This window comes from Streptomyces boetiae, assembly GCF_031845405.1.
GTDB classification, from domain to species: Bacteria; Actinomycetota; Actinomycetes; order Streptomycetales; family Streptomycetaceae; genus Streptomyces; species Streptomyces boetiae.
In genome coordinates this window covers 1-26,634 of sequence record NZ_JAVREN010000022.1, presented here as the reverse complement: position 1 = coordinate 26,634, position 26,634 = coordinate 1, and the positions used below count along the sequence as shown (strand labels likewise).

25 protein-coding genes are annotated in these 26,634 nt (G+C 76.3%); 7 read left to right on the top strand and 18 right to left on the bottom strand.

From position 1 onward, the window contains the following. Positions 1-225: 225 nt before the first annotated feature. Together RM780_RS15940 and RM780_RS15935 are read right to left on the bottom strand one after the other, a co-directional pair. Positions 226-822, bottom strand: coding sequence for an STAS domain-containing protein (locus RM780_RS15940; RefSeq protein ID WP_311631391.1), 597 nt, complete (start codon positions 820-822; stop codon positions 226-228). 59 nt (positions 823-881) lie between these two features. Beyond that, positions 882-1,208 carry a UBP-type zinc finger domain-containing protein gene (locus RM780_RS15935; RefSeq protein WP_311631390.1) on the bottom strand — a complete coding sequence of 109 codons (327 nt, stop codon included), beginning with the start codon at positions 1,206-1,208 and terminating at the stop codon, positions 882-884. Positions 1,209-1,378: 170 nt separating this feature from the next. Here RM780_RS15935 and RM780_RS15930 point away from each other — a divergent pair, with 170 nt between their 5' ends. Continuing rightward, complete coding sequence (locus tag RM780_RS15930) at positions 1,379-2,305, top strand: LysR family transcriptional regulator (protein ID WP_311631389.1); 927 nt, start codon at positions 1,379-1,381, stop codon at positions 2,303-2,305. Between the two features lie 63 nt (positions 2,306-2,368). On the opposite strand, the gene RM780_RS15925 is transcribed toward RM780_RS15930, so the two are convergent. The 3 genes from RM780_RS15925 to RM780_RS15915 form a co-directional block, all read right to left on the bottom strand. Beyond that, a complete protein-coding gene (locus RM780_RS15925) occupies positions 2,369-2,923 on the bottom strand; it encodes a DUF5994 family protein (protein WP_311631388.1) in 555 nt (184 codons plus the stop codon). A 322-nt stretch (positions 2,924-3,245) separates the two neighbouring features. Then, the gene (locus RM780_RS15920) at positions 3,246-3,596 is read right to left on the bottom strand and encodes a carboxymuconolactone decarboxylase family protein (protein ID WP_311631387.1); all 351 of its coding nucleotides are present in this window, start codon (positions 3,594-3,596) and stop codon (positions 3,246-3,248) included. Between the two features lie 69 nt (positions 3,597-3,665). Next, positions 3,666-4,415 (bottom strand): dienelactone hydrolase family protein, encoded by a 750-nt coding sequence (locus tag RM780_RS15915; protein ID WP_311631386.1) that lies wholly within the window; start codon positions 4,413-4,415, stop codon positions 3,666-3,668. Positions 4,416-4,591: 176 nt separating this feature from the next. Here RM780_RS15915 and RM780_RS15910 point away from each other — a divergent pair, with 176 nt between their 5' ends. After that, the gene (locus RM780_RS15910) at positions 4,592-5,380 is read left to right on the top strand and encodes a helix-turn-helix transcriptional regulator (RefSeq protein ID WP_311631385.1); all 789 of its coding nucleotides are present in this window, start codon (positions 4,592-4,594) and stop codon (positions 5,378-5,380) included. A gap of 15 nt (positions 5,381-5,395) precedes the next feature. Here RM780_RS15910 and RM780_RS15905 read toward each other — a convergent pair whose 3' ends face one another. Continuing rightward, positions 5,396-6,667, bottom strand: coding sequence for a hypothetical protein (locus RM780_RS15905; protein ID WP_311631384.1), 1,272 nt, complete (start codon positions 6,665-6,667; stop codon positions 5,396-5,398). 264 nt (positions 6,668-6,931) lie between these two features. Here RM780_RS15905 and RM780_RS15900 point away from each other — a divergent pair, with 264 nt between their 5' ends. The 3 genes from RM780_RS15900 (at position 6,932) to RM780_RS15890 (ending at position 11,259) form a co-directional block, all read left to right on the top strand. Continuing rightward, positions 6,932-9,223 carry an Orn/Lys/Arg family decarboxylase gene (locus RM780_RS15900; protein WP_311631383.1) on the top strand — a complete coding sequence of 764 codons (2,292 nt, stop codon included), beginning with the start codon at positions 6,932-6,934 and terminating at the stop codon, positions 9,221-9,223. A gap of 253 nt (positions 9,224-9,476) precedes the next feature. Next, entirely contained in the window at positions 9,477-9,680 is a 204-nt protein-coding gene (locus RM780_RS15895) for a cold-shock protein (protein ID WP_311631382.1), read from the top strand. Positions 9,681-9,786: 106 nt separating this feature from the next. Continuing rightward, complete coding sequence (locus tag RM780_RS15890) at positions 9,787-11,259, top strand: DEAD/DEAH box helicase (RefSeq protein ID WP_311631381.1); 1,473 nt, start codon at positions 9,787-9,789, stop codon at positions 11,257-11,259. A gap of 350 nt (positions 11,260-11,609) precedes the next feature. Here RM780_RS15890 and RM780_RS15885 read toward each other — a convergent pair whose 3' ends face one another. From RM780_RS15885 to RM780_RS15855, 7 genes are all read right to left on the bottom strand, one after another. Next, positions 11,610-12,215, bottom strand: a complete 606-nt coding sequence (locus RM780_RS15885; protein ID WP_311631380.1) for a TetR/AcrR family transcriptional regulator — start codon at positions 12,213-12,215, stop codon at positions 11,610-11,612. After that, positions 12,212-13,501 carry an oxidoreductase gene (locus tag RM780_RS15880; RefSeq protein ID WP_311631379.1) on the bottom strand — a complete coding sequence of 430 codons (1,290 nt, stop codon included), beginning with the start codon at positions 13,499-13,501 and terminating at the stop codon, positions 12,212-12,214. Before RM780_RS15880 ends, RM780_RS15885 begins: the two co-directional genes overlap by 4 nt. A gap of 96 nt (positions 13,502-13,597) precedes the next feature. Further along, a complete protein-coding gene (locus RM780_RS15875) occupies positions 13,598-14,455 on the bottom strand; it encodes a sigma factor-like helix-turn-helix DNA-binding protein (protein WP_311631378.1) in 858 nt (285 codons plus the stop codon). Between the two features lie 71 nt (positions 14,456-14,526). Continuing rightward, on the bottom strand, positions 14,527-14,940 hold the full coding sequence (locus RM780_RS15870) for a DNA-binding protein (RefSeq protein ID WP_311631377.1): 414 nt from the start codon (positions 14,938-14,940) through the stop codon (positions 14,527-14,529). After that, positions 14,922-15,206 (bottom strand): hypothetical protein, encoded by a 285-nt coding sequence (locus RM780_RS15865; RefSeq protein ID WP_311631376.1) that lies wholly within the window; start codon positions 15,204-15,206, stop codon positions 14,922-14,924. The genes RM780_RS15870 and RM780_RS15865 overlap by 19 nt, the downstream gene beginning before the upstream one ends. A 54-nt stretch (positions 15,207-15,260) precedes the next feature. After that, positions 15,261-15,713 carry a PIN domain-containing protein gene (locus RM780_RS15860; RefSeq protein ID WP_311631375.1) on the bottom strand — a complete coding sequence of 151 codons (453 nt, stop codon included), beginning with the start codon at positions 15,711-15,713 and terminating at the stop codon, positions 15,261-15,263. After that, complete coding sequence (locus RM780_RS15855) at positions 15,710-15,967, bottom strand: ribbon-helix-helix domain-containing protein (RefSeq protein WP_311631374.1); 258 nt, start codon at positions 15,965-15,967, stop codon at positions 15,710-15,712. Before RM780_RS15855 ends, RM780_RS15860 begins: the two co-directional genes overlap by 4 nt. Positions 15,968-16,090: 123 nt before the next feature. Between RM780_RS15855 and RM780_RS15850 the strand changes: the two genes are divergently transcribed. Further along, positions 16,091-18,550 carry an SCO7613 C-terminal domain-containing membrane protein gene (locus RM780_RS15850; protein ID WP_311631373.1) on the top strand — a complete coding sequence of 820 codons (2,460 nt, stop codon included), beginning with the start codon at positions 16,091-16,093 and terminating at the stop codon, positions 18,548-18,550. Between the two features lie 18 nt (positions 18,551-18,568). Here RM780_RS15850 and RM780_RS15845 read toward each other — a convergent pair whose 3' ends face one another. Both RM780_RS15845 and RM780_RS15840 read right to left on the bottom strand, forming a co-directional pair. Then, positions 18,569-18,994: a hypothetical protein gene (locus tag RM780_RS15845; protein WP_311631372.1), complete on the bottom strand. Its 426-nt coding sequence runs from the start codon at positions 18,992-18,994 to the stop codon at positions 18,569-18,571. Continuing rightward, positions 18,991-19,437 carry a protein-tyrosine phosphatase family protein gene (locus tag RM780_RS15840; protein WP_311631371.1) on the bottom strand — a complete coding sequence of 149 codons (447 nt, stop codon included), beginning with the start codon at positions 19,435-19,437 and terminating at the stop codon, positions 18,991-18,993. The genes RM780_RS15845 and RM780_RS15840 overlap by 4 nt, the downstream gene beginning before the upstream one ends. A gap of 493 nt (positions 19,438-19,930) precedes the next feature. On the opposite strand from RM780_RS15840, the gene RM780_RS15835 reads away from it, so the two are divergent. Continuing rightward, the gene (locus RM780_RS15835; RefSeq protein WP_311631370.1) at positions 19,931-20,509 is read left to right on the top strand and encodes a hypothetical protein; all 579 of its coding nucleotides are present in this window, start codon (positions 19,931-19,933) and stop codon (positions 20,507-20,509) included. Between the two features lie 21 nt (positions 20,510-20,530). Here the strand turns inward: RM780_RS15835 and RM780_RS15830 are convergent, their stop codons facing one another. The 3 genes from RM780_RS15830 to RM780_RS15820 form a co-directional block, all read right to left on the bottom strand. Then, on the bottom strand, positions 20,531-22,753 hold the full coding sequence (locus tag RM780_RS15830) for a terpene synthase family protein (RefSeq protein ID WP_311631369.1): 2,223 nt from the start codon (positions 22,751-22,753) through the stop codon (positions 20,531-20,533). Positions 22,754-22,923: 170 nt separating this feature from the next. Next, the gene (locus RM780_RS15825; RefSeq protein WP_311631368.1) at positions 22,924-24,441 is read right to left on the bottom strand and encodes an ABC transporter substrate-binding protein; all 1,518 of its coding nucleotides are present in this window, start codon (positions 24,439-24,441) and stop codon (positions 22,924-22,926) included. A gap of 16 nt (positions 24,442-24,457) precedes the next feature. Further along, entirely contained in the window at positions 24,458-26,455 is a 1,998-nt protein-coding gene (locus tag RM780_RS15820) for a hypothetical protein (protein WP_311631367.1), read from the bottom strand. Positions 26,456-26,634: the final 179 nt, after the last annotated feature.

Sequence of the window (26,634 nt, the reverse complement as noted above, 5' to 3'; positions counted from 1 at the left end):
TGGGCCCTGCGCGTGTGAGCGCGGGTGGGGCGGGACGAGGACGAACGCCTGCCGGCCCGGCCGGGAGGCACATGCGGGTCCTCAGCCGGGACAGGCCCACGGCGGCGCCGAACAGGGGGAGGGACAGGAGAGCCGGGATGAGCAACAGGTACATGAGAACCGCCTTTCTCGTTGGCTGAGCGTGACCGGGACGGCCACGCGAGGTCGTCCGTGGGGCCGCCGCCGTCAGGGCCGCTGCGTGCGCGCGTCGTGTCCGAGGCCGTCCGGAACGGCCGGCGTCCGGGCCCCGAGGTCGAGAACCAGCGCCCGGAGCACCGCCGGTCCGGCCTGCCAGCGGGTGAGTGCCCGCAGGCGGGCCGCGGACAGCCCGGACGGCCGGCGGCTCCCGGGGCGCGGCGGCTCGACAGGCTCGGGGTGAGTCTTCACCGCGCACCCCCCGTAACGGCCGGGACGGCAACGGCCGTTCGTCCGCGCTCCGGAGCGGGGCGGGCGGAACGGGGGGGGCGCGCCGGCGAGGAGGGAGCCGGCGCCGGTCAGGCCGAACAGCCGCGCCAGCGCGGAGGACGGGCGGTGCAGGCGCAGCGCCCCGCCGGCCGTCGCCGTGCGCCTGGCCGCGACCAGGAAGACGTTGACGCCGCTGCAGTCGCAGAAGGTGACGCCGGCCACATCGACTTCGATCCGCAGGGCGCCGTCGCCCACGCACTGGTGCAGCGCGTGACGCAGCAGAGGTGCCGAGGCGAGGTCGATCTCGCCCGACAGGGTGAGCAGAGTCCGGCCGGCTCGGTCGCGGCGGGACACGTGCAGGGAGGGGAGGTTCGGCATGGGCACCTCGATACGGCGACGGCCGGCGGCCGGATGGACGGATGACCGGATGGCTGGGATCAGACGAGACGCTGATGGACGTAGCACCACCGGCGGCTCGATCCCGCTGCCAGGGAGCGGGCGACCGGGTGATCGGTTTCCTCGTAGTGAGCCTTGGCGTGCTGGTTCGGTGACTCGTCGGAACAGGCCACCCAGCCGCAGGTCATGCAGACCAGCAGCGACACCCACCGGCTCTCGGGGGCATGACAGGTGCGGCAGTCGCGTGAGGTGGGGGTGACGGGTGCGAGCCCGTCGAGGTGCGCACAGCGCGGTGCCGATCCGTTCTGACTGACCGTCCGGCCGGTGGGCCGGAGGCCGGGCCGGGGAGTGGGTCGGCCGGAGATCACAGGTCCTCCTCACCGGGGGACGACGCCGCCGAGGACATTCCGGGCGACACTGACCAGCCAACCGCCTCGGCTCCCCGGGGGAAACAGGCAACCCGAGCAGAGCCCATCACGGGAGCCGATGAGCGGGCGCCGACGTAGGCTGGGGGCCCGGCGGCAGGGGGTTCGAAGGCATGGAACTTCGCCAGCTTCGGTATTTCGTCACGCTGTCCGAGGAGTTGCACTTCGGCCGGGCGGCGGCCCGTCAGCACATCGTCCAGTCGGCGCTGAGCCAGCAACTCCAGCGCCTGGAACGCGAGGTGGGCGTCCGCCTCGTCGAACGGAGCACCCACCACGTCGAGCTGACGGCCGCGGGCGCGCTCTTCCTCGTCGAGGCGCGGGGAATCCTCGCGCGGGTGGACCGCGCCGCCGCGATCGCCCGCAGCGCGGTCGGCTCGGCCCCGGCGCTGCGCGTCGGCATCATCGACGCCGGCTACGACTCGATGCCGCAGATCCTGCACGAGGTCCAGGCCCGCCACCCCGAGCTGGTGATCCACCAGGTCGAGGCCGGCGTGCCCGACCAGTACCGCGAGCTGATCGACGGCCGCCTGGACGTCGGCATCGGCAGGGCGACGCTCGCTCCGCCGGAGGTGGCGTCCCAGCTGTTCCGGCACGACCCGCTGGGGGCGATGGTGCCCAGCATCCACCGGTTCGCGGGGATGGACGGGATTCCCGTCGCCGTGCTGGCCGAGGAGCCGCTGCTGCTGGCCGAGGAGGCGAGGGCGCCGGAGTTCAATCAGTTCACCGTCGAGCTGTGCCGTGCCGCCGGGTTCACCCCCACCGTCTACGAGGGCACGGTGGAGAGCGTCCGCGCCGCCGCCGACCTCGTCGCCCAGGGGCGTTGCCTCTACTGCGTGCCGGCCTCCTGCATCTCCGCGCACCGGGGCACCATCTGGCGTCCGCTCACCGAGCCGGTCTCCTATTCCCCCTGGTCGGTCCTGTGGCGCGCGGGCAACGACTCCCCCCACGTGCGGGCCGTGGTCGACTGCGCGCGGACCATGTCCGAACGCCTGCGCTGGCTCGTCACCCCCGACCGGACGGCGGACGCCGCCCGGACCTGAGCCCCGCGGAGCCGAGCCCCCAGCGCCGCGCCGCCGCGACCCGCCGCCGCGGCGCGCCCGGATTCACGGTGTCGGGGCGGTCCCGGTCGGGGGCTTCCGGGCGCCGCCCTCGTCCTCCCACGCCTCCTCGGAGTCCCGCGCCCCGCCGGGCGCCGGCCCGTACGCGCGGGCCTCCTCGCCCGCCATCAGCGCGCTCGCGGTGCGAGGCGGCCCCTCGTCCTCGATCGCCCCGGCCATCAGCCGCTCCGCCGAGGGCGCCCCGGCCTCCGGGGGAATCACCAGCAGCTCCCGGCGGCCGGTCTGGGAGACCAGCGAGATCGTGTGCGGATCCAGCTCGGCGTCGAACCAGCCCACCTTCATCACCCGCCCGCCCCACGTCACCTTGCGCGGAACGTCCGGCCAGTGGCGGGGATTGACGGCGGCCCGGGTGATCCGGCCCCACCGGTGGTCCAGCGCGGCGGCCAGGGCGGGAAGCTCCGCCGACAGCTCCCGGGAACGGGGCCACCAGGCCCCGTCCAGCAGCCCCCGGGGAGGGCCCTCGCTCTTCAGGGCGAGGCGGGCCGGCAGGCCCTGGGCAGAACCCCGCGGGGACGCGGGGCGGTCGGTCGTCGCGGACATGGCGCGAACCCGTCTCCGGCCACCGCCCGAGGCGAGGACCGGCGTTTTCCTTCGCCGGGAACGGCGCCCGCGTGAAGGCGGGCGTACGGCGAACTCCCGGTATCCCCACTGTACTGCGGCCCGGCACCCCACCACGTGCCGGCCGGTGCCCCGGGAGCCGGCCTCGTGGCGCGCCTCCTGGTGAGCCCGGTCGCGCGCGGGGCACCGCGGGAACCGGCGCCGGGCCGGGCGTCGAGGCCGCGGTGCCGCGCCGGGTGCCCTGACCGCCGCCCGCGCCGGCGGGAGTCGAGGCGACCGGAACGACCCGGCCGCCCCCGGCGGCTCAGCCCGTCACCGGCAGCAGGTCGCGCGCCTCGAAGACCCGCCCCCAGCCTGGCGGCTGGGAGGTGCCCCCAGCCACGGCCGTCGCGGCGAAGACGCGGGGGAAGCCGGCGTAGGGCAGGGCCTGGAGGATCGCCTCGACCACCTCGCGGGGCTCCAGGCCCGCGTTCAGCGCCGAGCCGATGTGGGCCTCCAGCCGCGGCTCGACCCCGCCCAGGGCGATCAGCGCGCCCAGCGTGACCAGTTCGCGGCCGGCCGCGTCCAGGCCGGGGCGGGTGTGGATATCCCCGTACGCGAACTCGACCGCCAGGCGCGGGAGATCGGGGGCCGTGTCGGCCAGCGCCTCGTACACCGCCCGCCGTGGTCGCGCCGGTGCCGCCCAGCTCGGCCTGGCGGGCGAGGCCGCGTTCGTACCGCTCGTTCACGCCGCCGCCACCGGGCTGTGGCGCTCGACGAAGCCGAGGAGGCGGTGCCAGGAGTCGGCGCAGGCATCCGCCCACCGGGCGAAGGAGTCGTCGAAGAACGAGTGCGGCGCGCCCGCGTACACGTGCCGCTCGTACGCCTTGCCGGCCCGCTCCAGCCGGCCGGCCAGCGCGTCGAACTGCTCCGGCGTGGTCGCGACGTCCTCCCCGGCCAGCAGCATCAGCAGCGGCGCGGACACCTCCTCGGCCCGGTCCTCGAAGAACCGCGGCGGGCCGTAGAAGCCGACCGCCCCCGCCAGGCCGAGGCCGGCGGCGGCCAGCCGCCAGGAGTAGCCGCCGCCCAGGCAGAAGCCGACGCTGAGGACCGGCCCCTCGTCCTCCTCACGCAGCGCCGCCACGGCCGCGGCGGCGTCGGTCTCGACGTGCTCGGGCTTCAGCGACGCCATGTGCGCGGCGCCGTCGAAGGACTCCCCGCGCGGGGCGGTCCCGGCGCTGCGGCCGTAGTAGTCCATGACCAGGGTGCGGAAGCCGGCCTCTGCGAACCGCTGGGCCAGGAGCAGGTAGAAGGGGTGGGCGCCCCGCAGGTCGGGCAGCAGCAGCACGGAGCGGCCGTTGGGGTGGGTGGGCAGGGCCCGGTAGGCGGGGAAGCGGTTGCCGTCCCCGGCGGTGATCTCCAACGGCCCGTGCGCGGCCACGCCCCCGGTGGTCACGGGGGCGGCCGGCGGGCGGCTGTCGACGTCATGGCACACGGTCGGCTCCTCTCCTCCGCGGGTCCGCCTCGGCGGCGCCCGCTGGTCGTTCGCTCGTCGGCCGAGCGGGCATCAGCCTGCCGCAGCGCTGGGGCGCGACCCAGATCCGCGTTTTCCGGGTACGCGCAGGGCCACCCTCGGGGGCGCGCGGCGCCGGGCGCGGCATACTGGCGGGCATGGAGGAGCCCGCCGCCACGCGCCGGAACCTGGGGGAGTTCCTGCGCTCGCGCCGGGCCCGGCTCACCCCGCAGAGCGCCGGCCTCCGCTCCGGCGCCCGCCGCCGCGTTCCCGGGCTGCGCCGGGAGGAGCTGGCCCAGCTCGCGGGGATCAGCGCGGAGTACTACCAGCGGCTGGAGCAGGGCCGCGTGGGCCGCCCCTCGGACGAGGTGCTGAACGCCCTCGCGGACGCGCTGCGCCTGGACGAGGTGGAACGCGAGCACCTGCGGGCCCTGACCCGGCCCCCGCGCCGCGGGCCGCGCCCGCCGGTGGAGACGGGGCCGGCCCGCCCGGGGCTGCGGCGGATGCTGGCCCTCATGCCGGAGGTCCCGGCGATGGTGATCAACGACCGCTTCGACGTGCTGGCCCTCAACCCGGCGGCGGAGCGGGTGTTCTCCCCGGCCGGGGGCTGGAACCTGGCGCGCTTCCTCTTCCTCGCCCCCGCCGGGCGGGAGTTCTACCTGGAGTGGGAGGAGACGGCCGCCACGACCGCGGGCCAGCTCCGGCTGGCCCTGGGGCGGGACCCGGAGGACGGGGCGCTGGCCGCGCTGGTGGAGGAACTGCTCGGCAGCAGCCCTGAGTTCCGGGAGCTGTGGGCCACGGGGGACGTGGACCTGCGCGGCCACGGCACGAAGGCGTTCCGCCACCCGACGGAGGGCGTGCTGACGTTCCACTACGAGAACTTCACGCTGCCCGCCTCGCCGGGACTGCGGCTGATCACCTTCGCCCCGGCCCCGTCGGCCGGCTGAGCCTGCCCCGCGCGGTCAGGGGACTTGGGCGCGGCCGGTGAGGATCTCCGCGCGGGAGGACCAGGCCGTGGCCAGGAGGTGGGGGCGCAGGGCCTGACCCCCGGGGAAGTTCTCGGCGGCCCAGGCGAGTTCCTCGGCCAGGGTGGTGCCGAAGAGGCCGGGGTCGTCGGAGGAGATCGTCACGGGCAGTCCGGCGGCGAGGAATTGGCCGAGCGGGTGGGCGGCCGGGTCGGTGAGGCCGGCGGTGCGGCGGTTGGAGGTGGGGCACACCTCGATGACCGTGCCCAGCGCGCGCAGGCGGCTGGTGGCGTAACGCTGGCGGCGGGCCACGTCGGTGAGGCGGGCGGCGTCGTAGCGGGCGGGGACGGGGGCGGCCTCGGGCAGGGGCGCGAGGCGGGCCAGCTCGGCGCGCAGGGCGGCGGGGTCCACGACGACGCCGAACTCGCCCAGCCCCTTGGCGTGTTCGAGGTCGTAGGCGATCTGGTCGCGGCGCTCGGAGGCGGGCTCCTCGCGGGTGTGGGGGCCGAGGGTGTGCGGGTCCAGGCCCAGGGCGATGGCGTGGCCGAGGCGGTGGGCGCCGAGTTCGGCGGCCTCGTGGACCCAGCGCACCGCGCTCTCCAGGCTCTTGTCGCCGAAGCTCTCCCCGACGTGGTACAGGATCGCGAGCGCGCGGCGGGGGTGCGTGGCGTTGAACTCGTGGACGGCGGCGAGGAACGCGGCCTGGGCGCGCGGCGGGTGGCCCTCCTCGGCGCCGGAGAAGTCGATGCCGGTCAGGAGGTGGCCGTGCGGCCCCAGGGCGAGGGCGCGCACGCGCTCCCAGTCCGGCCACGGGTCGCGACGGGGCAGGCTGACGGCGAAGCGCTCGGCCACGGGCGTGTTGCCGCTGGTGGCGGCCAGGGCGGGGAACATGGCGGCGCTGACGCGGAGTTCGGCGTGGGCCAGGCCCTGGCGGGCGAGGTCGGCGCGGATGCCCGGGGCGAAGACGGCCGGGTCGGCGGGCGCGGCGAACAGCAGGTTGGCCTTGGCCTGGAAGCGGGCGAAGGAGCCGGCGTCCTCGTCCCGGAAGACGAAGAGGCGGGCGAACTCGGCCGCGGCGCCGGGGTCGCCGCGGCGGTGCCGCTCGACGACGCGCCGGGTGGGCGGGACGGCCCCGTAGGCGGCGGCCATCTCCCCCTCGTACCAGTCCCAGTCGGTGTCCTCGCTGGCCGCCAGGTGGCGCAGGAGGTCCGGCGGGCGGACGCAGCCGTGGAAGTGCAGATGGAGTTCGGTCAGCCGTTGCTCGGGCACCGGGACACGGTCGCACCGGTTTTGTTGCACGCGCAAGACGAATTATGCGCATTGCACGTGCACTTCGGCACTGCACGTGCATGTGCCTGCGGGGGCCGTTCCGGGGCGTGTTCGCTCTGACGCGCAGGGTGTCGCCGGTCGGGGTGGTTTCGCGTTCCGGGTGCGGACGGCGCGCCCGGGGTCCGGTACCACTCGGAGCGGGACGGACGCGGGGACGAACGCCGGGCGGACGCGGGACGGGCGCCCGGGGTGAGGGGTGTGGTCATGGCCGAGGGCACGGTGCTCTTCGCGGTGCGGGAGGAGTCGGCGGGCGGCGCGGCGGGCGCGGGCCAACTGCGCCGGGTGGCCGAGGCGTTGGCGGGCCGGGGCCTCGCGGCGCGCTGGGCCCGCGGCGGCGCCGACGGGCGGGCGGTGCTGAGCACGGAGGCCGGCCTGGCCGCCGCCGTGGTGGACTGGGACCTGCCGGACGGGGGCGCGGAGGGCGTGCTGCGGCACGCGGCGCGCCGCTTCCGCGGCCTGCCGGTCTTCCTGGTCACCTCCGGGGAGGACCTGGACCACCTCCCACTGTGGGTGGCGGAGACCGTCACCGGCTACGTGTGGCCGCTGGAGGACACCCCCGCCTTCGTCGCCGGGCGGATCGCGAGCGCCGCCCGCGCCTATCAGCGGGCGCTGCTGCCGCCGTTCTTCGAGGCCATGCGGCGCTTCGACGACGCGCACGAGTACTCCTGGCACACCCCGGCCCACTCCGGCGGCGTCGCCTTCCTCAAGTCCCCGGTGGGGCGGGCGTTCCACGACTACTTCGGCGAACGCCTGCTGCGCAGCGACCTGTCGATCTCCGTCGGGGAGCTGGGCTCGCTCTTCGAGCACACCGGCCCGATCGGCGCGGCCGAGCGCAACGCCGCGCGCGTCTTCGGCGCCGACCGCACGTACTTCGTGCTGCACGGCGACTCCACCTGCGACCGGCTCGTGGGCCACTACTGCGTCACCCGGGACGAGGTGGCGCTGGTGGACCGCAACTGCCACAAGTCCGTCCTGCACGGCCTGGTCCTCTCCGGCGCCAGGCCGGTCTACCTGGTGCCCACCCGCAACGGCTACGGGCTGGCAGGGCCGGTGCCGCCCGCCGCCGCCGAGGCCGGCGCGGTGGCCGCGCGGATCGCCGCCAGCCCCCTGGCGGCCGGGGCCGTCTCCCCCGAGGCGCGCTACGCAGTGCTCACCAACTCCACCTACGACGGCCTGTGTTACGACGCGCTCCAGGTGGCGCGGGCGCTGGCGCCCAGCACGCCGCGGCTGCACTTCGACGAGGCGTGGTTCGCCTACGCCCGCTTCCACCCGCTGTACGCGGGCCGGTTCGGGATGGCGGTCGGCCCGGACACCTTCCCCGGGCCCGAACGGCCCACGGTCTTCGCCACCCAGTCCACGCACAAGCTGCTGGCCGCCCTCTCGCAGAGCGCGATGGTCCACGTGCGCTCGGCCCCGCGGGCGCCGGTCGAACACGACCGGTTCAACGAGGCGTTCATGATGCACGGCACCACCTCGCCGCTCTACCCGATGATCGCCTCGCTGGACGTGTCCACCGCGATGATGGACGGCCCGCAGGGCCGGTGGCTGCTGGACGAGGCCGTCACCGAGGCGATCCGCTTCCGCCGCGCGGTCGTCCGGGTCGGGCGGCGCGTCGCCGCGGCGGGCGACCGGCCGCCGTGGTTCTTCGGCGTGTGGCAGCCGGAGACGGTGACCGACCCGGCCACCGGGGACGTTCTCCCGTTCGAGGAGGCGCCGCTGGAGCTGCTGGCCGGCGAGCCGCGCTGCTGGCAACTGGCCCCGGGCGGGGCCTGGCACGGCTTCGAGGGCCTGGAGGAGGGCTGGTGCCTGCTCGACCCGGTGAAGGTGACGCTGACCTGCCCGGGGATCAACGCCCTTGGCGAGACGGCCGACTGGGGCGTCCCGGCACGGGTGCTGACGGCGTACCTGGAGACCCGGGGCATCGTGGTGGAGAAGACGGACGCCTACACGGCGCTGGTGCTCTTCTCCATGGGCATCACCAAGGGGAAGTGGGGCACGCTGCTGGACGCGCTCACCGATTTCAAGGCCCTGCACGACGGGGGAGCGCCGCTTCAGGAGGTGCTGCCCGCCCTGGTCGCCGCGCACTCCGGGCGTTACGCAGGGCAGACCCTCCCGGGCCTGTGCGCGCAGATGCACGGGCACCTGCGCGAGGCCCGGCTGGTGGAGCTGCTGGACGCGGCGTTCTCCGAGCCGCCGGAGCCGGCGTTCCCGCCGCAGCTCTGCTACCAGCGCCTGATCCGCGGCGGCACGGAGCGCGTCCGCCTGGCCGAGGCCCCCGGCCGCGTCGCCGCGGCCATGGTCACCGTGACGCCCCCCGGCATCCCCGTCCTGATGCCCGGCGAACGCACGGGCACCCCCGACGGCCCCCTGCTGCGCTACCTCACCGCCCTGGAGACCTTCGACCGCCGCTTCCCCGGCTTCCACAGCGAGACCCACGGCGTGACGACGGACCCGGCCACCGGGGACTACCTCATCGAATGCCTGCGGCGGGACTGAGGGGACCCGGGAGCGGGGGCCGGGAGGCGCGGAGCGGGGTTCCGGAAACGGGGAGCGGGGAGAACGCGCGCCCGGGCCCGGAGCGTGTTAGGCTCGGTGGCGTTGCAGTTGTGGTACCCATGAAGCTTTGTGTGCACCTGGCGGATGTAACCGACAGGTGCTTTTCTTTTGCCGGTCATTTCCGGTTGGGGTCCTTACTACGACACCGGGTCCGCACGGTGCGGATCCGATTTCCGCCCCTGAGGAGATTGACATGGCCAGTGGCACCGTGAAGTGGTTCAACGCCGAGAAGGGCTTCGGCTTCATTCAGCAGGACGGCGGCGGCGCCGACGTCTTCGCCCACTACTCGAACATCGCGGCGCAGGGCTTCCGCGAGCTCCACGAGGGTCAGCGGGTGACCTTCGACGTCACCCAGGGCCAGAAGGGCCCGCAGGCGGAGAACATCGTTCCCGCCTGATCCCTCCCCGCGTCCGCGGACTCCGGGTCCCGTGCCCCTCAGGCGGCACGGGACCCGTTTTCGCGACCGCCGCCCGTATCGAGCAACCCGAGGGAAGGCAGGTCCCGTGGTCCGTCACGCCCGTCCGCGCGCGAAAGCCGCGGCGTCCCAGAAAGCCGCGCGCGGCTCCCAGGCCCCGCGCTCCGGAAAACCCGCGGCAGGCGCGGGCCCCGGCGGTGAATTCGGCCTGCCGCCCAGCGTTACGCCGTCCCTCCCGCCCGTCGCGTCCTTCGCCGAGCTCGACCTGCCGCGCCCCCTGGCCGCCGAGCTGGCCGCCCAGGGCCTGGCCGTGCCCTTCCCGATCCAGGCCGCGGTGCTGCCGAACGCGCTCGCCGGGCGCGACATACTCGGCAGGGGCCGCACCGGCTCCGGCAAGACCCTGGCGTTCGGGCTGCCGCTGCTGGCCCGCACGGCGGGGCTCAGGGCCGAGGCCCGCGAGCCGCTGGGACTGGTCCTGGTGCCCACCCGCGAGCTGGCCCAGCAGGTCACCGAGGCGCTGGCCCCCTACGCCCGCGCGCTGGGCCTGCGCCAGACGACGGTGGTCGGCGGGCTGCCCCTCCCCCGCCAGGCGCGGGCCCTGCGCGACGGCGCCGAGATCGTCATCGCGACGCCCGGGCGGCTGCACGACCTGATCGAACGCGGGGACTGCGCGCTGGGCCGGGTGCGGATCACCGTGCTGGACGAGGCCGACCAGATGGCCGACATGGGGTTCCTGCCCCAGATCGTGCGGCTGCTGCGGCAGATTCCGGCGGACGGGCAGCGGATGCTGCTCTCGGCCACGCTGGACGGCAACGTCGGGCGGCTTACCAGGGAGTTCCTGAGGGACCCGGTGCTGCACTCGGTCGATCCCCCGGCCGGGGCGGTGACCACGATGGAGCACCACCTGCTGCACGTCGCCGAGGACGACAAGAGGGTGCTCGTCACCCGGATCGCCGCCCGCGAGGGGCGGGTGATCCTCTTCTGCGGCACCAAGCGCGGCGCGCAGCGGCTGACCACGCGGCTGCTGGCCAGCGGCGTGCGGGCCGCGGCCCTGCACGGCGGGAAGTCGCAGCCGCAGCGCACGCGCACGCTGGGCCAGTTCAAGACCGGAGAGGTCACCGTGCTCGTCGCCACGAACGTCGCGGCGCGCGGCATCCACGTGGACGACCTGGACCTGGTCGTGAACGTCGACCCGCCGGCCGACCCCAAGGACTACCTCCACCGGGGCGGGCGCACGGCGCGGGCCGGCGGCTCGGGCCGGGTGGTCACCCTGGTGCTGCCGGAGCAGCGGCGGGAGGTGGAGAAGATGATGCGGGACGCGGGGATCTCCCCGCGCTCCCACCGCGCGCGCCCCGAGGACCCGGAGCTGGCCCGCCTCACGGGCGCCCGGGCCCCCTCCGGGGTCCCGGTGGCGATCGCCGCCCCCGCGCCGGCCCCCGCGGCGACCGCGACACACCGCCCGCCCCGCCGCCCCGGCCGCCCCACCCGCGGCACGGCCTCGGCCTCGGGCGCGGTCAGAGCCTCCCTCCAGGGCGGCGGACGGCGCCGCAGGGCGCGCTGACGCGGTGCGGCGCAGGGGCCGCGGCGAGGCACGCTGCGGCCCCAGGCCGCGGTCAGCGCGTGCTGGCGGAGCTTGCGGCACGGCTTCGCCGCCGCTGCCCGGCCCTTGGGCCGGGACTGGTGTCCGGCGGGGAAGCGCTGCCCCGGCCCCAGGGCGGGGGCAGCGCACGCGTACGGAGCGCGGCAGCGCGCGTCGGGCGGGCCCCGGGGCGGGGACTGGTGTCCGGTGGAAGAGCTCTCCCCGGCCGGAGGCCGGGAGCGCAGTCGGGTGGAGCCCGGCTCAGGCCGCCGTTGCCCGGCCCCCGGGCCGGGGCGCGGGCCGTCCGGGCGAGAAGGCCGGCCAGGCCGGTTTCACGGCAACGACAGTCCGTGCGTGGCCAGTTCGGCGTGCAGGGCCGTGCGGAGGCGGGTCTCCACGGCCGGTGGGAGGTCGTTCCGGCGGAGTTCGGTGAGGAGGAGGCCGGTGAGCATGGCGGTCAGGCGGACCGTGGCCGTTTCGAGGTCGGGGACGCCGAGGGCGCGCAGGGACATCCGGACGATGCGGGCGTAGGCGCGTTCGATCCGGTCGGCCGCGGGGGCCAGCGCGGGGCGGCGCGCGGCCAGTAGCTTCAGCTCGAACTCGGCCAGGTGGTGGGCGCGTTGGCCGGCCAGGCTGTGGGCGATGGCGGCGGCGAAGGCATCCGCCCAGGCGGCGGGGTCCTCGGCCGTGTCCTGGAGGTCGAGCGCCAGGCGTTCGAGGAGGGCGACGGTCCGGTCCGTGCCGTGCTCGATCGCGGCCACGAGCAGGGCCTCGACCGAGGGGAAGTGGTGGCTGACCGTGCCGGGCGAGGCGCCCGCGCGGCGGGCCACGGCGCGGACGGTGACGGCGGCCGGGCCGCCCTCCGCCAGCAGCGCCAGGGTGGCCTCCAGCAGCGGCCCCGGGCCGCCGAGCCGCCCGCGCCGCCGGTCCGCGGTCACGCGCCGCCCCGGCGGCGGCGCAGGATGTTCACGCCGTCGCGGGCCATGCCGCGCAGCAGGGCACGGCGCGCGCCCAGCCGCGGCAGCGGCGGGCGGCCCGCCCCCATCCGGCGCAACTGGTGCCCGTGCCAGGCGAGTTCGGCCGCCCCGTCCAGCAGGCGAACGCCCGTGGTCAGCGGCCGGGCCCGGCTGGCCGTGGCCTCGGGGTCCGCGAGGAGGGCGCGCGGCAGGTCGGGCTCCAGGGCCAGCGGGCGGCCCAGGCCGACGACGTCCACGCCGGAGGCGAGCGCGGCCCGCATCGCGGTGCCGCTGCGGAAGCCGCCGGTGACCATCAGCGGCAGCGCGCCGGCCGCGGCCTCGGCGCGGGCCCGCTCGGCGAAGGCCAGGAAGTACGCCTCCCGGGCCCGGCTTCCGGCGCCGCGGTGCTCCTGGCCCATCATCGCGGCCCGCTCGTACGTGCCGCCGCTGATCTCCAGCAGATCCACGCGCTCGGCGGCCAGCGCCCGGACCACCTCCAGGGACTCGGCCTCCCCGAAGCCGCCGCGCTGGAAGTCGGCGGAGTTGAGCTTGACGGACAGGACGCGGCCGGGCCCGATGGCGGCCCGCACCGCGCGGACCGTCTCCAGCAGGAAGCGGCGGCGCCGCCCGGGGTCGCCGCCCCAGTCGTCGGTGCGGAGGTTGGCCAGCGGCGAGAGGAACTGCGAGACGAGGTAGCCGTGCGCGGCGTGCACCTGCACGCCGTCGAAGCCGGCCTCCACCGCCACGGCCGCCGCGGCGGCGAACCGCCCGGTCTGCTCGGCTATCTCCGCCGCGGTGAGGGCGCGCGGCAGCGGGAAACGCGCGCCCCCGACGTTCACCCGGACCGCGCTGGGCGCGACCACGGCGGCGGACAGGCCCGGCGGGGTCTGCCGGCCGGGGTGGTTGAGCTGCATCAGGGCTGCGGCCCCGGCGGCGCGCGCGGCGCGGGCCCAGGCGCGCAGGGCGTCCAGGTCGCGGCCGTCCTCGACCACGACGTTGCGCGGCTCGCCCAGGGAGCGGCGGTCGACCATCACGTTGCCCGTGATCAGCAGGCCGGCGCCGCCGCGCCCCCAGCGGCCGTAGAGGCGGGCGAGGGCCGGGGTGGGGCGGTGGGCGGCGTCGCCGAGCTGCTCGCTCATCGCGCTCTTGGCGAGGCGGTTGGGGAGCGTGACGCCGCAGGGCAGGGCCAGGGGCGTGCTCAGCTCCGGGGTGCCGGTGCCCGGCCCGCCCCCGGGGGCGCTGTCGCGGGGCGCGGTGTCGTCGGTCATGCGGCCGGGCCTCCCGTGCGGCTCGGGCGGCGCGTGCCGCCTGTCGTTCGAACGAACGATAGGGCCGGACGTTTGTTTTGTCAGCGGCGCGTTCCGTCAGCGGCGGCCGGGGCGGGGGGCGGCCCAGGGGCCGATGTCCAGCGCCTGGAGGTGGTCGGGGTCGGCCACCAGGTCGACGGCGGTGACGCGTCCGTCCGTGACGGTGATGCCGAACGCCACGCGCAGCCGCCCGCCGGGGGCCCAGACCAGGCCGGGGGCGCCGTTGACCAGCGCGGGAACGGCCTCGGCGGCGCGGCCGGAGAAGGCGTCCGCCACGGCCTCCGCGCCCCGGGCCGGGCTGGCCCCGGAGAGCGCGGCGGCGGCGTCGATGCGCAGGACGACGTCGGGGTCGAGGAGGTCGAGCAGGGCGGCGAGGTCGCCGTCGCGGGAGGCGTCCAGGAACTCCGCGACCACGGCCCGGCCGCGCGCGGGGTCGGTCTCGGGCTCGGCGGCGGTGCCGCGCACCCGCAGCCGGGCGCGGCGGGCGAGGCGCCGGGCGGCGTCGGGGCCGCGGTCGAGGACGGGCGCGATCTCCTCGTAGGGGACGGCGAACATGTCGTGCAGCACGAACGCCAGCCGCTCGGCCGGGGCGAGGGTCTCCAGCACGACGAGCAGGGCCTGGCCGAGCGAGCCGTCCCCGGCGCCCTCGCCCGGCTCCTCCGGCTCCTCGCCGGCCTCGTCCCAGAACTCCTCGCGGCGGGTGGCGCGCGAGCGCAGCAGCCCCAGGCACACCCGCGCCAGGATCTCCTCCGGCCGCCGCGCGCCCCCGGCGCGCGCCAGCCGCGCGCGGGTCTCCCCCAGCGCCTCCTCGGCCTCCCCGGGCGACCCCAGCAGCCGGTAGGCCACGGCCCGCAGCCGCGCCCCCTCCGCTGGTGCGGCGAACGGTCTGTCGGCGTCCTCGGCGTGCGCGTCCATGCCCCCGATGATTCCCCGGGGACCCCCGCTCACGAGAGTGACATGCGGGACGAACCGGTGCGGGGGCGCGCTCAGACGGCGACGATGCGGACCTGGCCGCCGCACAGCTTCGTCATGTCGTCGGCGTCCGAGGTCAGCAGGACGACCGGCTTCTGCTGCCGCAGGGCCATCTCCGCGACGGCGGCGTCGATGGCGTACGTGTGGCCGTGGAGTCCCGTGCCGGCGAGCACCGCGGCGGCGGCGCGGGCCTGCTCGTCGCCGACCGGCTCGACGCGCAGCCCGGACAGCAGCCAGGCCAGGCGGGCCGGGTGCGTGCGGCGGTGGGCGGCCTCGATGATCGTGAGAGCGCTGATCACCACGTCCATGCCACGGCGGCGGCCCTCGGCCACCAGCGCGACGACGGGCTCGGAGTCGTTCAGGAGCTGGGACAGGCCCTCGCATTCGAGCACCAGGGTGCCCTCCGCGGTCAGCTTGCGGCGGGCCAATCGCCCTCCTCCGCGAAGACCTCGTCGAAGACGCGGCAGGCCTTGGCCTGCTCGGCCTCCGGGACCGGGCCGCGCCGGCGCTCGTAGTCCGCCAGGTACTCGTCGAGGATGCGTCCGCGCAGCTCCCGCTCCACCGCCTCGGTGATGAACGCGGAGAACTCCCGCTTCCCCACCCGCCGCCGAATGGCCTCCGCGGTCCCCGCGGGCAACGAGAGACTGACCCGGGTCGCAGGGCCCTCTCCGATGCGGAAGGGCGTCTCGCTCATGAGAGGCAGTTCATCAGAGAAGTAGGAAACAGCCCGGGCTCACCTGCGCCGCGGTCAGCGAGGGGTGAGGGGCAGGTCGTCGGGGAGGAGGCGGAAGGCTTTGTGGCGGGTGAGGGGGCGGATCGTGCGGAAGTCGCGGCGGTCGAGGGGGAGGACCGCGTCGGTGTCGTAGTCGGCCGCCAGGGCGACGTTCACCGCGTCGGCGAGGTCGAGGGCGAGGTCCGCGCAGCGCGCCCGGACGGCCTGGGCGGCGGCCAGGTGGTCCTCGGTGACCGCGGGGACGAGGACGCGGCCCCTGCGCAGCCAGCGCCTGATGTCGTCGATCGCGCTCAGGGCCGCCGGGCGGCCGAGTTCGCGGGTGGCCACGTGGTCGAGCTCGGCGAGCAGCAGCGGCGACATGACCAGCAGGCCGGCGGCGAGGATCGACTCGTTGGCCGCCTCGTGCTCGGGATGGGCCGAGTCCAGGGCGGCGAGGAGGCCCGAGGTGTCGGCCACCACGACGATCACTCGGCGATTCCCCGCGCCTCGCCCCGCGCCGCGTCGGCCACCGCGTCGCGCACCTCCGCGCGCGTGAGGGTTCGGCCGGGGCCCTCGAAGGTGCGGGAGAACAGGGGCTCGTCCCAGACCTGGCTGGCCATGGCGGCCAGGTGGATGCCCTGCCGGATGATCTCGGCCTCGCTGATGCCCCGGCGTCGGGCCGCCTCCTTGATGAGGGCGAGGTCCTCGGGGTCGGCGTAGACGTTGGTGCGCTTCATGGACATGTACCACCCCTGGTCCATGTGGCGCGCTTGGGGGCCGAGCCGGTCGCCGTCCCGGGTACTCAGGTCCCGGCTGAGTATCCCGGCGGATGTCCGGCGGCGGGGCGGGGCGGGAGGGTCGGGGGCATGGAGAGACTGGCGTTCGGGTATTGCCCCGCGTGTCTGCGGGGGCTGGGCGGGGTGGAGCGCACGCGGCTGTGGTGTCCGTACTGCGCGCTGCCGCTGGCCGGGCCGGTGCTGGCCGAGGTGTGGAACGTGGACGCGGAGCTGCACCGGCTCGCGGCGCGGCGGCGGGAGCTGCTCGCGGCGGCGCGCGGGCCCGGGGCGGCGGGCTGGGCGGGTGAACGGCCGGCCTGGGGACCGGGGCCCGCGGCCCGGTCCGCGCCGGTGCCCCCGGCGGGCGGGGGCGCCCGGCAGGCTCACGGGCCGGGAGCCGGGGCGTCCGGCCCCGGACCCGCCGCGCGGGAGCCCGGGCCCGCCGGGCCCGACGTGTCGGCCGTGGCCGTGCGGAATGTGCTGCTGGTGCTCGGCGGCGTGCTGCTGACGTTCGCCGCGCTGGCGTTCGCGCTGGTGGCCGGGGGGCCGACGCTGGCGCTCGGGCTGGTGACCGCCGCCGCGCTCGCGCTGCCCGCCGTGCTGCTGCGCCGGAACCTGGGGGCGACGGCCGAGGCCGTGGCGGCGGTCGGGCTGGCGCTGACGTACGTGGACGCGTACCTGCTGCGGCCCGAGGGCGGCGGGCGGGCCTACGCGGCCGTGGCCACGGCCGTGCTCGCCGCCGGGTGGGCGGGGTACGGCCGCCTGCTTCCGGCGCTGCGCGGGCCCCTGCCCGCCGCGTTGGTGATGGCCCAACTCCCGCTGCCGCTCGGTGCCTTGGCGGCCGGGTGGGGCGGCGAGGGGCTGTCCTGGGCGCTGCTGCTGACGGCGGCGGGGGACGTGGCCGTGGCGCGGACCCGGTGGCGGTGGGCGCCGGTGGCCGGGGGCTGCGCCGCGGCCGTGGCGGCGCCCGCGCTGCTGTTCTCGGCCTTCGCGGGCGGCCCCGCGTCCTCGGCCCGGCTGCTGCTGGGCGTGGGCCTGGCCCTGTACGCGGCGCGCCGCTGGCCTCGGTGGGCGACCGCGCTGGGGGCAACGGCCGGGGCGGCGCTGATCGCGGCGGGCGGGGGGTCCGCGCCGGTGGAGGGGGAGGCGCTGCTGCCGGTGTACCTGCTGGCCGCGGCGGCAGTCCTGGCCGGGGCGGTGCTGCTGGCCTCCCGGCCGCCGTGGGGCGAGGCCGCCGGGCGGGGCGCGACGGGGGCGGCGGCCGTGGTGCACGCGGCGGGGCTGGTGTGGGCGGCGCCCGCGGTGGCGCAGGCGGTGTTCGCCCCGGCGGCCTGGGCCCGGCGGGCCTGGGAGGGGGCGCCCGCGGGTCCGGCCCGGGAGGCGCTGACCCCGTCCGTGCCGTGGTCGGGGGGCTGGGTCACCCTGGCCGTGCTGGTGATCTGCGCGGGCTCGGCGGCGGCGTTCCGGCCGCACCGCGAGGGGCTGCTGGCGCTGGGCGCGGCGGCCGTGGGGGTCGCGCCGCTGGCGCTGGGGGCGCCGTACCCGGTGGCGCTGGCGGTGCTGGTGGTCCTGGCCGTGGCGCTGCTCGCCCTGCCCGGGCCGGCGCCGGTGCTGCTCGCGCTGGCCCCGGCCTGGGCCGCCGGCGGGTGGGCGCTGGCCGAACGGGGCGCCACGGTCGCGGTGCTGGCGGCGCTGGGCGTGGCGTTCGCGGCCACCGCCGCGTGGCGGACGGGGGGCGATCCGGCGCGGCGGGCGGTGGCCGGGGGCGCGGCCGTCGTCTGCGCGGCCGGGCTGGCGCGGGCCGTTCCGGCGGCACTCGGCGCGCCGGTGGAGACGGCGGCGCTCGCGCTGGCGGCCGTCGCGGCGGCGGCCGTGGCACTGGCGCCGCGCGTCCACCCGGTGACCGAGGGAGCCGGGTACGCGGCGGCGGCCTGGGGCCTGGCGCTGACGGCGGGCGACGCGGGGGCGTTCTCGGTGGCGCTGGGCGCGTGCGGCGCGGGCGCGGCGGTGGTCGCGGCGCTGCGGGCGGACCGGCGGCGGGAGTTGACGGCCGCGGCCTTGGTGCTCTCCGTACTCGCGGTGTGGGTGCGGATGGCGGCCTCGGGGGTGACGGTGCCCGAGGCGTACACGCTGCCGCTGGTGCCGCCGCTGCTGGTGGCCGGGTGGCTCGCGCGGCGCCGGAGCCCGGCCCTGTCCTCCTGGAACGCGTACGCGCACGGCCTGTGTCTCGGGCTGCTGCCCAGCCTCGCGCTGCTGCCGGAGGGCGAGCCGGGCGGAACGCGGGCCCTGGCGGTCGGCGCGGGGGCGCTGGCGGTGACGCTGGTGGGCGCGCGGTACCGGCTCCAGGCGCCGATGTCGCTGGGCGGCGGCGCGCTGGTGTACGTCGCCGGGCACGAACTCGGGCCGTACGCCGTCTCGTTGATCGGCGGCCTGCCGGGCTGGGCGGCACCCGCGGTGGCCGGGGCGGTGCTGCTGGCGGCGGGCGCGACGTACGAGCGGCGGCTCAGGGACGCGCGGCGCCTGCGGGACGCGTGGCAGCGCCTGGGCTGAACGGCCTTGGCGGGCGCGTCAGTCGGTCGCGGCGGGGTCCCCGGGGTCGGGGTCGGGGTCGGGGTCCGGGGCGGGGCCGGCGGCTTCGAGGAACGCGGCGATCAGGCGCTCGCGTTCCTCCCGGCGGGCGTGGCCGAGTTCGATCGAGCGGTCGCCGAGGGTGACGGTGACTCCGCCGTCGGGGCGGTTTTCCAGCCAGGTCTCCAGCACGCGCAGCGCGGGGCGCAGCACGGCCGGTGCCAGGGCGACGGCCAGGGTGCCCAGCGCCAGCGCGGTGCCGGAGCGGGAGCCCTCGGGCGCGGGCTCCTCGGCGAAGGCGACGTCCCGCGCCTCCGTCTCCTCCAGCAGCAGGCGGCGCAGGCCCAAGGCCAGCTCGTGCACCTCGGCCGCGTCGGCGTCCGCGGCACCAACGACTTGAATCCACAGGGTGGTTGCCGTGCTCACCGGGCCAGTCTAGGCAGCGTGGCGAAGCGCAGCACGAAGCGGCGCTGCCAGGGCGTCTCCACCGCCCTGGGGTGGTAGTGGCGGCGGACGAAGGGGACGGCCTCGCGCGGCGGGAGGCCGTCCAGGACGGCGAGGCAGGCCAGGGCCGTGCCCGTCCTGCCGCGCCCGCCGCCGCAGGCGACCTCCACCCGGGCCCCGCCCGCCCGGTCCAGCGCCTCGGCCAGCAGCGCACGGGCCAGCGCCGGGTCGCGCGGCAGCCGGAAGTCGGGCCAGGGCAGCCACCGCGCCTCCCAGGCGACCGGCGGCGGCTCCTTCCCCAGCAGGTACACCCCGAACTCCGGCTCACCCCCCGCCGGAAGCCCTTCCCGCAACCCCCTCCCCCGCACCGCCCGCCCCGAGGGCAGCCGCAGCACCCCCGCGTCGGTCTCCCGCCACCCGGCCACGCCCCAACTCCCTCCGCAACCTGGACCGTCCAGTATTCCCCGCGCCGGGGCGGCCTCCACACCCCGGCAACCGCCTCCACATGTCCGCCATTCCTCCGTCACTATTTCCCCGGCCGGGCCCCGGAAAAGACAAAGACCGGCCTTCGCTCCCGAAAAGCGGAAGCGAAGACCGGCCTTGTCGCGGATCAGCCGCGGATCGTCACCGGCACCGCGTGCCGGAGGCGTCGTCTCAGACCAGCCAGCCGAGGGCGAGGGCCAGGTGGGCGAGGAGTTCGGTAAGCATAAGTGACCTCTCAACGGTGAGTGGACGATGACCCGGCATTCCGCGGAGTAAAGCCGTGCGTCGAAATCGCGACAGGTTTAACACGCCCCTCATCCACGCTCAATCCCTGGTACCGAACCCGTCCGCCTCTTCGCGCTCCGGAGTACTCACCGCGGCCGGCTGCTCAGCGCGTGACAGTCGTCACGTGGGCGGCCACGGGAGACTGAGCGCGTGGATCCCTCGCTGAGCGCCCTCATCGTTGCCGTGGTCGGCGTCACCGGCACGCTCGCCTCCGGCCTCTTCGCCCACCGCAGCGCGCTGCGCACCAAGGCCGTCGAGCTGGAGCACGCGGCGCGGCAGAGCCGCGAGGAGAGAGTGGATGCCGAGCGCCGGGCCTCCCTGGAGGCCCGGCGGACCTCCTATATCGCGCTCAACCAGGCCATGCGCCAGTTCCACGCGGCGCTGAGCGCGGACCGCGCCTCCGCAGCCGCCGGGGAAGCCCCGGGGGCCGGGCGCGAGGAGTACCGGCGGGCCCTGCGGGACGCGTACGCGCAGGCGCAGATGATCGCGACGGACGCCGTGCTCGTGGCCGGCGGCGACCTGGTGCACCGGCTGAACCGGATTCACCGCCTGCTTGCCGCATGGGAGACGTCCGGGGCCCCGGAGGGTGGCTCCGGGGCCCCGGACGGCATAGGGGAGCGGCTGGAGGAGTCCTCCCGCCTGCTCTACGAGGTGCGGCAGAGGATGCGCCTGGACCTCGGCATCACCGAGCTGCCGGTCGAACGGCCGGACGGGCACGGGGAGTCGTGACCGGGGCGCCCGGAGGGCCGTTCAGCGCAGGCCCCCCAACGCGGGGGCCTGGCGAGGAGCGGGGAGGGGGATGCGGGCGGCGGAGGTGCCGAGGCCGGTGGGGGTGCCGAGGGGCCAGAGCCAGGACTTGCCGGCGTGGCGGCGCAGGTCGGACTCGCGGTAACGGCGGACGTTGCGGTGCCAGTTGAGGATGCCGGCCAGCCAGTTCTCCAGCTCGCGCACGTAGCCGTCCAGGGTGGCGCGCTGGGCGGGGTCGAGGGCGAAGTCCTCGTAGAGTAGGGGGAGCTGGCTGGCCGCGATGTGGCGGAACTCCGCCAGCCGCGAGCGCAGCAGGTCGCCGGTGATGCGCAGGCCCGTGGGGTAGTCGCAGTCGAAGAAGTTCTGCACGACGAGGACCCCGTTGTGCACCTCGCCCTCGAACTCGATCTCCTTCTGGTAGGAGAAGACGTCGTTGAGCAGGCAGGCGTAGTCGGCGGCGGCGTTCTCCAGGGAGCGGATCGGGCCGCTGCGGTAGACCTCCTCGGGGATGCCCGGGCCGTGGCCCAGGCGGCACAGGCACATCGTGAGGTCGGAGCCGAAGGTCAGGCGCCGCATCTCCAGGTAGTCCACGGGCTCGGGCACGCGGTTCTCCGCCATGTTGGCCAGCTCCCACAGCCAACTGCCGGTCATCACCGTGATGGTGTCGCGGAAGCGCAGCCGGGCGGGGACGTCCATGGGGGTCGCGGTGCGGCGCCACAGGTCGGCCAGGCTGCGCTGGAGCGCGGTGACCGGCTCGGGTGAGGCGGCCGGGTCCTCGATGGGCATGTACGCCAGCAGCGCCTCGTTGCACGCGCGGGCCCCGGCCAGGTCGCGGCTGCGGCCGAAGGCCACGGGGTAGTAGTCGTCGGCCCACGTGCCCCAGACCAGCCACTGGGAGGCGAGGTCCAGGCCCTCGGGCTCGGCGTCGGGGTACAGGCCCGCCGCGCACAGCGGCAGGTCGTAGTCGGCCAGCTTCTCCTCGTCCCAGATGCCGGAGGCGGGGACGCCGGGCTGGGGGGCGAGCAGGCCCATCCGCCGCGCCCAGTCGGCCGTTTCGCGCCGGGAGTGCTCCAGGTGCGGGCTCAGCCGCAGGGGGAACGTCAGCGCGAAGTCGACCATCCGCGCGGGCCCGACGCGCTGGTGCGGTACGTGCGTGAAGCGGCGCACGCGGGCGACCTCGGCGCGGGTGGTGGTGCTGACGGGGAGCCAGGGGAGGTTCTGCGCGCCCTTGTTCATGTAGCGGCTGGAGCGCATGTGCCACTCGTGGCCGCCGGACTGCCAGTCCTGGAGGCCCTTGACGTAGGCGGCGACGTCGGCGCACTGCGCGGGGGTGAGCGCGTGCTCGGCGCACAGCGGCGGGACCTCGGTCAGCGCCGTGTGCTCGAACTGCTGGAGCCGGGCGGTCAGGAGGTCGTTGACGGCCTCGGCGGCCTCCTGCGTGGTGCAGCCGAAGAAGGTCTCCAGCACCAGCACGCCGTTGCTCAGCTCGCCCTCCTCGCCGATCTCCCGCTCGTAGGAGAAGAGGTCGTTGCGCAGGTGGACGCCGTCGGAGAACGCGTCGCGCAGCACCCGCAGCGGCCGGGCGCCGGCCACCGCGTCCGGCACCTCAGCGCGCGCGGCGAACTCCACCAGGCCGGCCGACCAGGGCGCGCCGCCGACCTTGCGGCGCATCTCGATGTACTCGACGGGATTGGGGACCCGGCCGGCGTTGATGTTGGACAGCTCCCACAGCGACTCGTTGAGCAGGTGCTCGGTCGCCTCGGCGAAGCGGCGCCGCCAGCCGGCGGACATCGACGGGACGGTGCGCGCCCACAGGTCGGCCAGGCCCGCCTCGACGGGGTTGACCGGCTCGGGGGTCGGTTCGCCGTCCGTCAGCGGCATGAACGCCGCCAGCCGGTCCAGGTACGCCTTGCCGCCGGGGCGGTCCTGGGTGCGCTTGAAGACCTCCAGGAAGTGGTCGTCGAAGAAGAAGACCCACACGTACCAGTCGGTGACCAGGTCGAGGTCGTCGGCGGAGGCGTCGGGGTGGGTGTACGCGCACAGCAGGGCGTAGTCGTGGGCGTCCAGGTCCTGCTGGGTCCAGATCCCGGAGCCCTCCAGCATGCCCATCGCGCGCGCCCACTCCCGGGAGTGCGTGCGCGCCCGCTCCACGTGCGGGTTCTGGCGCGCGGGGTACGGCATGTAGAACTGGGGGAGGGTGAACGGCTGTTGGGCGGCTGTCGTCATGGCGAAGTCTCCCCGGGGGCGAGCGTCGGTCGGCCGAACGGCCCAGCCCTACCCCGGCGCGCGCCCCCCTGATCGCCAGGCCCCGCCACCTCACCCGCACGAGTGATGTTCGCACGCGGGTGCGGCACGGGCGGGAGACGGGCCGTAACGCCCGGGGCCGGCCGCCGCGTTCAGTCCCCGCGGGTCGGCGGGAGGTAGGGCTCGCCGCCGGCGGAGGTGACCATCAGGGTGACGAGCCTGCCGTTGGGCTCGATGCTGATGACCGGGATGGCCTTGTTCTCCGGGCTGCCGTTGTTGCGCAGGGAGATCCAGCCGCTGGCGCCCGGGATGGCGTTCGCCCCGTTGAGGGAGGGCAGCATCCGCAGCACGTCGGCGGCGGACAGGTCGCGGTCCCGGCCCGTGGAGCGGATGGCGCGCACGGCCATGAGGACCGCGTCGTGCCCCATGATGGCCTGCCCGTCGTCCAGTTCGGTCAGGGGGCCGTCCTCGGCCCGGAAGGGGGCCAGGGCCAGGCGGTCGAAGGCCTCCGGGCTCTGCTCCCAGGCGCCGGGGTGGGCCAGGCCCGTGTAGACCAGCTCGATGTTGCCGTCCTCCAGGGCCTGGGCGATCTCCTCGAAGCCCTCCTGCTGGGTGGTCTGCGAGGCGTCGTCGCCCGAAAGGACGGTCAGCGGCCGGTCGTTGCAGTACCGGCGGGCGAGCGGGGCGAGGAAGGAGCGCAACTCGGTGCTGCGGCCGGCGAAGTAGACCACGTCCGGCTCGGCCAGGCAGAGGTTCGCCATCTGCTGCGCGAAGTAGGAGGAGGGGTCGCCCTGCGAGGAGTCGAAGACCATCGGCTCGTCGTCCGCCAGCCGCCCGGGCGGCAGCAGGTCGAGGAACGCCCGGCCCAGCGTGGCGGCGTAGCGGTCGTCCTCGTCCTGGTCCTGCACCACCAGCACGCGGTCGTCCGCGCGCTCCTCGGTCCGCAGGAACTGCACGGCCGCGGCGGCCTCGTCGGAGTTCGGCGGGGCCGCGCGCACCAGGCCGTCCAGCTCCTCCAGGTCGTCGGCGGTGAGGGTCCCGCCGAACACGGGGATGTCCGCCGCCGTCAGCGCCTCCACCATGTCCAGGGTGGGGGCGAGGCTGGTGCCCAGGCCCGCCACGGCCACGACCCTCTCCTCCCGGGCCTGGCCGAGGATCTGGTCCGAGGTGTGGCGCCACTGCTCGTCCGTGGCGCCCGTGTTGCCGAGCAGCAGCCGGATCTGCGGCGAATTGCCCTGCCCGCGGGTCTGGTTGGCGGCGATCAGGCCGGCGTAGGCCCCTTCGAGCTCGTGCCGGACCGAGACCATGCTCTCGCCCGAGGCAGGGCTCATCGGCATCGCGTAGACGACGCTGACGAACGGCGTCCCGCCGTCCTCGCCCGCCGCGTCGGTCACCCTGTCGTTCTCCTGGGCGATCCGGGCCGTGACGCGGTCGAGTTCGGGATCGAAGGAGAAGCCCCCGGCGGCGTCGGTGACCCCGACGCAGGCCCGGTGCTCGCCCTCCCCGACCCACTCCACGCCCGGCCCGCAGCCGGTGTCCTCCGGCTGCGCCCACCAGACGGCGCCGGCCGTGACGGCCAGCGCGCAGGCCAGGACCAGGCCCCTGGCGGACCAGCCCCGCCACCAGGACGGGTCCGGGTCCTGCCCGCCGTAGCCCCCCGATGTGCTCATGCCGCAGCCTCCCGCCTCACGCCTGCGCCTCGTACTTGGCCGCCTCGTGGATGAGGCCGGCCGCCCGCGCGTCCGAGTGGACGCCCAGCTCCCGGAACATCGCCCCGATGGTGTGGATCAGCTCGTGGCCGCCGCCCGGCAGCCGGTTGCGCGGGTCCCCCGCCAGCCACAGCGAGGTCACCAGGATCGCCAGCGCCCGGTGCTCCCGGTACGCCCGCGGCGCCAGCCTCTCGGCCAGCAGCGGGGCGCGCCGCGCCGGGGCCGTCTCCGGGTCCACGGGCCGCCGCAGCGGCGCCGCGGTGATGGCGTACAGCTCGTACAGCCACGCCGCGGTGTCCGGCAGCACGCTCAGCGAGGCGTGCAGCCGGGCCACCACCGGCTCCAGGTCCTCCAGCGCCAGGCTGTGGTAGTAGGCGTCCACGGGCCGCTCCCGGCCCAGGTGCCACTCGCGCAGCGCGGCGTGCACGGCCGTCCAGTCCGCGGGGCGTTCCGCGAGCCGCTGGAGCAGCAGCAGCCGCAGCCAGGGGTGCAGCACGGCCCGCTCGGGCAGCGGGTGGGGGTGCCGGGTGGGCAGCAGGTAGCCGCTGCCGCGCCCGCCGTGCGTGCCCGCGTCCTCGGGCTCGGGGGCCGTCAGCCACAGCCGCGCGCCGATCTCCTGGAGCAGCGTGTCCTGGGTGTGCGCGGTGAACCGCTCCAGCAGCCCGCTGTCCACGGCCGTGTCGAACGCCCGGGGCGCGGCGCAGCCGATCAGCGCGTCCCGCTGGTCGGCGGTGAGGTCGCTCAGCAGGTAGGGCAGGGCGCGGCGCGCCAGCGGCTCGGCGCCGTCCGGGCCCGGGGCGTCCAGCACGGCCGCCGGGCCGGGCAGGCGCCCGGCGGCGGCCTGCAACTGCCGCACGCTCCACGGGTGCCCGTAGGAGAGGCGGTGCACCAGCGGCGTCACCTCGTCCCTCCCGGGCAGGCCCGCGCCGAGCTGGGCGACCTCGTTGGCCGTCAGGTCCCGCAGCTCCACCGGGTACCACCGCCAAGAGGTGTCGGGGGCCGGGCGCGGGGCGCGGCCGTGCCAGTCGGCGTAGCTCGCGCGGTCCGGGGCGGCGGTGCTCAGCCCCGTGGGGCCGGGGGCGAACGGCCCGGGCACGCGCCGCGCGTCGGAGGCGGTGGTGACGATCAGCAGCGGGTCGCGGACGTCGCGGCGCGCCGCGTTCTCCTCGCGGACGGCCACCAGGACGTCGAGGAAGCCGCGGCCGTCGTGGGTGTCCATGTTGTCCAGCAGGGCCACGAACCGGCGGTCGCGGCGGTGGCGCGCGGCGTCGGCGATCAGGTCTTCGAGGAACGCCGCGCACAGCGTCCGGTCCACGGCCAGCGCGTCGTCGGGGGCCTCGCTCTGGGCGCGCTCCTTGAGGGCCACCAGGGCGTCCAGCCGGCGGTAGCCGTTCCCGCCGACGTACCAGTCCAGGCCGGTGCGCCACATCACCTCGGCGGGCAGCCGGGGCAGGCCGTGCTGCACCAGGCCGACGAGCAGGCTCAGGCCGGGGAACGCCAGGACGTTGAGGTCCTGGAGCGCGGCGACCACCGCCCCGGCGCGGCCCAGCGCGTCCTCCCCGTCGCGGCCGGCCATCGCGCGGCGCAGGGCGTCGCGCAGCGCGGCGCGGGAGGCGCGGGGCTGGGCGGTGTCAAGGACGACGCCGGTGCGCACCACGAGCAGGCCGAGCGCCAGGCGCGGGAAGCGCAGCGCGGGCTGGCGCGGGAAGCGGTGCGAGAGGCCGATGGCCAGCCGGGCGGCGACCTCGTGCGGGCGGCGGGGCCGGGCGGAGGCGAAGTCGTAGAACGCGTGGGGCCGGCGCGCGGCGCGGTAGCCCAGGCGCCGCAAGGTGACCGTCTTGCCGCTGCCGCGACGGCCCAGCAGCACGATGACCGGCAGCTCCCGGCCGCGCCGCTCCGCCGGGCGGGCGCGGCACTCGTCGAAGAGCGCCTCGATGCCCTGAATGCCCAGCGGCAGTTCCGGTGGTGTGGACACGCCGCTTCCTCCCCCCTGACGTCCGATGTCCTCCCTTGTCCCCTCGCGTTCCGCGCGGTCCTGGCCCCCGCGATCACGCCGCGAGGAACACGCTGCGGAAGAGGGTGTGTGCATCCTGCCACACGGTTCGGCCGAACGGCGGGAAGTTGAGGGGGAGTTGAGGAACGCCGGTGAGGGGG